General features: G+C 56.6%; 2 protein-coding genes and 1 pseudogene. All 3 read left to right on the top strand.

Features of this window, described 5'->3' with window-relative positions:
• Positions 1–493, top strand: a pseudogene (locus ACESMD_RS12655) (hypothetical protein); the annotation flags it as partial.
• Entirely contained in the window at positions 490–2,541 is a 2,052-nt protein-coding gene (locus ACESMD_RS12650) for a pseudomurein-binding repeat-containing protein (protein ID WP_372613701.1), read from the top strand. The pseudogene ACESMD_RS12655 and the gene ACESMD_RS12650, both read left to right, overlap by 4 nt.
• The gene (locus ACESMD_RS12645) at positions 2,534–3,730 is read left to right on the top strand and encodes a GIY-YIG nuclease family protein (protein ID WP_372613699.1); all 1,197 of its coding nucleotides are present in this window, start codon (positions 2,534–2,536) and stop codon (positions 3,728–3,730) included. The genes ACESMD_RS12650 and ACESMD_RS12645 overlap by 8 nt, the downstream gene beginning before the upstream one ends.
• The last annotated feature ends 512 nt before the right edge of the window (positions 3,731–4,242 follow it).

Here is a 4,242-nt window from a genome sequence, read left to right as displayed (position 1 = left end):
GGGGTTCTTCCACGAGTGGGAGAAAAACCTACGGCAGTGGCTGGTTGATGAAGTCCGGCACTGGCATCATGGAGACGTGACTAAGCAAAGCATTTGGATGAAGAACATCGTTGATCTCTTCGAGTTGCTGGAAAGCTTTGGCTGGTCTCTTAGGGATTCCGCTTTCTTCCCAGATTTGGACGCATGCCGCCTTGTTGTGAACGTTCACAAACACGGCGACGGGCCTTCTCTCACAGAGTTGGCGAATAGCTACCCACAGTTTCTGGAGCATCCCCTTGCGGCGATGCGTGGGGAAATCGGAGAAATGTGGTTTTCTCCGAGCTATGAGAATTTGAAAGTCACCGACGAGAACCTTGAAGCGTTTTCCGCTGCGATTCTCCAATTCTGGAGGGACGTTCCCGAAAATATATTTGACAGCCAGATCACCGATCCGCCGAGCTGGCTTATTAAAGCAATTGAAAAAGACCGAACAACAGGCGAGGCACAAAAATGAGCAGTGATAAATCCGTACCGTCTGTTTCCGTCACCTATGCCCGCAACGGCAGTTCGACCAAGTCGAACGAGCTTGGTATGCGACCGATGCAGGAACGCGCCTTTGAGCGGCGGGGCGAGCAGTATCTCCTAATCAAGTCGCCGCCCGCGTCGGGCAAGAGCCGTGCGCTCATGTTCATCGCGCTCGACAAGCTGCACAATCAGGGACTTCGGCAGGCCATCATCACCGTGCCGGAAAAATCCATCGGGTCGAGCTTTGCCGATGAGCCGCTCAGTGACTTTGGATTTTGGGCAGACTGGCATGTCGTACCGAAATGGAACCTCTGCAACGCGCCTGGCGCCGACGGCAGCAAGGCCGACTCTGTGGGCGCGTTCCTGAAAAGCGATGACAGCGTGCTTGTGTGTCCGCACGCGACCTTCCGCAATGCTGTCGAGAAATTCGGCGTCGAGGCCTTCGATGACCGCCTGATCGCCGTGGATGAATTCCATCATGTTTCGGCCAACCCCGACAACAAGCTGGGCGCACAACTCACCGAGCTGATCGCGCGGGACAAGGTACATGTCGTCGCCATGACCGGATCATATTTCCGGGGCGATACCGAACCCGTGCTGATGCCCCATGATGAGGCGAAATTCGACACCGTCTCCTACACCTACTATGAGCAGCTGAATGGCTACAAGTATCTGAAGACGCTTGATATCGGCTATTACTTCTATTCCGGCGCCTATGCCGACGACATCCTGAAAGTGCTAGACCCCGCCGAGAAGACGATCATCCACATCCCATCCGTCAATTCGCGCGAGAGCACGAAGGACAAGATCAGAGAAGTTGAGCACATCATTGAGGAACTTGGCGCGTGGCAGGGGACGGACCCCGCCACAGGCTTCCAGCTTGTGGAGCGGTCGGACGGTCGTGTTCTGCGGATCGCCGATCTGGTCGATGACGATCCGGTCAAACGTGAAAAGGTTTCGTCGGCGCTCAAGGTCCCCGCGCAGAAGAATAATCGTGACCATGTGGATATCATCATCGCCCTGGGCATGGCCAAGGAGGGCTTTGACTGGATTTGGTGCGAGCACGCGCTGACGGTTGGCTACCGATCGAGCCTGACCGAGATCGTCCAGATTATCGGTCGAGCCACCCGTGACGCCGAGGGCAAGGCCCGCGCCCGCTTTACTAACCTGATCGCAGAGCCGGATGCCGCAGAGGAGGCCGTCACCGAGGCCGTGAACGACACGCTGAAGGCCATCGCCGCCAGCCTGCTCATGGAGCAGGTGCTCGCGCCGCGTTTCAACTTCACGCCCAAGAAACCGGATAGCGGACCAGCCCCCGGCTTTGACTACGGTGAAGGCGGATACAAGGAAGGCGAGTGCAATGTCGGCTTCAACGAGGAGTCCGGCCAATTCCAGATCGAGATCAAGGGGCTTGTCGAGCCGAAGAGCAAGGAAGCCGAGCGCATCTGTCAGGAAGACCTGAACGAGGTGATCGCTGCGTTCGCACAGGACAAAACTACCGTCGAGCGCGGGCTGTTCGACGAGGAGCTTGTTTCTGAAGAGCTGACCCAGGTGCGCATGGGCAAGATCATCAAGGACAAGTACCCCGAGCTTGACGAAGGGGATCAGGAAGCCGTGCGCCAGCATGCGATCGCGGCGCTGAACCTCACCCAGAAGGCCAAGGAAGCGGCGGTCGAAGGCGAAGATTCCGAGAAGAGTGGAAACACCGCTTTGATCTACGGTGTCCGGAAATTCGTGATGGACGTGCGCGACCTCGACATCGACTTGATCGACCGGATCAACCCGTTCAGCGAGGCCTATGCCATCCTCGCCAAGACGATGAGCGAGGAAAGCCTGAAGCAGGTTCAAGCCGTCATCTCGGCCAAGAAAGTAAAGCTCACGCCCGAAGAAGCGCGTGACCTGGCGCGGCGCGCCGTGAAATTCAAGCAGGAGCGCGGACGGCTGCCCTCGATCACATCGCCTGACGCATGGGAAAAGAAAATGGCCGAAGGCGTTGCCTTCCTTGCCCGCATGAAAGCGGAGGCTGCCAATGGTTAAGGAGTTCACCGAGGACGACAACGCTCTTCTGACCGAGCTTGGCGTTGAAGTTGAGGAGAAGACAGCGCAGAGCCGCACACCCCGCGAAGAGCGTATTATTGCGGGATTTGAAGAAATCCAGCGCTTTGTCGAAGAACATGGTCGAGCGCCGCAGCATGGCGAAGACCGTGACATCTTCGAACGTCTGTATGCCGTTCGCCTTGACCGTATCCGCGAACAGCCGGATTGTCGGGACCTGGTCGAGCCGATCGATCATCAGGGACTTCTGGCCGGGTCAGTACCATCGTCGTTTTTGCCGAACGACGAGTTGGATGACGATGCCCTCCTTGCAGAGCTTGGCATCGAGGCCGAGGCCCCGCCGATCACAGAGCTAAAACACGTTCGGACGAGTGCCGATAAAAAGGCTGCCGAGGAAATCGCTAATCGCGAAAAATGCGAAGATTTTGGGACGTTCAAACCTCTTTTCGAGCAAGTGCAGAACGATCTGGATAGCGGCCTGCGGAAAACTCGGCCATTCGAGATGAAGGCCGATATACAGCAAGGGCGGTTCTTCATCGTCGGCGGACAGAAAGCTTATGTCGCGGAGATGGGCGAAACGACCATCACAGCACAGGGGCGGACGGATGCGAGGCTGCGCGTGATCTTCGATAATGGCACGGAGAGCAACATGCTCATGCGCTCGCTTCAACGCGCCCTGAATAAGGACGAAGCAGGCAGACGCATTACTGATCCCGACCCTGGTCCCTTGTTTGCGCATCATACTATCGACGGCGACGAGGCTAGTGGCACGATCTATGTCTTGCGCAGCAAATCCGATAACCCGGTTGTCGCAGAAAACCGCGATCTTATACACAAGATCGGGGTCACTAACATGAGCGTCGCGCAGCGTATCGCTGGCGCGCGGCTCCAGCCGACATTCATGATGGCGGATGTTGAGGTCGTAGCGACCTACGAGTTGTTCAATATCAACCGCACCAAGCTCGAAAACTTAATCCACCGAATTTTTGAACCCGCACGGCTCGACATCGAGATGATGGACCGCTTCGGCAATCCCGTTGTCCCGCGTGAGTGGTTCCTCGTTCCGCTGTCCATTGTGGATGAAGCCGTAGAGCGGATCAAAGATGGCACGATAAAGGGCTATGTCTACGATCCCAAGCAAGCGCGCCTTGTGGAAAGGCAGGCCAGATGAGCGACGCATCAGATAACGAGTTCAAGTTAGTTACGGAGGATATTCCCACACCTTCCAAGGAGGAATCGGTGTCTTCCGGAAAAGTTGTCCATGGCAAGCTGATTCCGCAGCAGCAGCTTCTCACGCACCGCCTCGGGCTTGTTCTGGTGCTCCTGGGACCTGTAGATCGCTCTGTGAGGCCCTGTGAGAGTCGTTAATGTCGAGGTAGGTTCGGACAGGGTCGAGGCGCTCTGTGTCTCCTGAGCACAACTCCGGCCGATGCCGGCGGTATCTGGATGGTTGTCTGCCGGGTCGTTGGGTGTCGGCATGGTTCCGGTTGGGTGCGAGGCACAGTGCCCAGCGCATCGTGGGTGCTGGTTGGTGAGGCCAGAACCACATACCCCCTGGTAACTTAGTAAGGACTCCATTTTCTGGAGACATAAACTCGCCAAAAGCGTCGATAAGGGTCCATTTTCTGGCCCCTTTTTCTCAAGAAAATTGTCATTTGCCACAGAAGGCTCCATTTTCTGGAG

Source organism: Halomonas sp., from assembly GCF_041689495.1.
Taxonomy (GTDB): Bacteria; Pseudomonadota; Gammaproteobacteria; order Pseudomonadales; family Halomonadaceae; genus Halomonas.
Note: the sequence above shows the minus strand (reverse complement) of the source record. Positions and strands in the feature narration are given on the sequence as shown.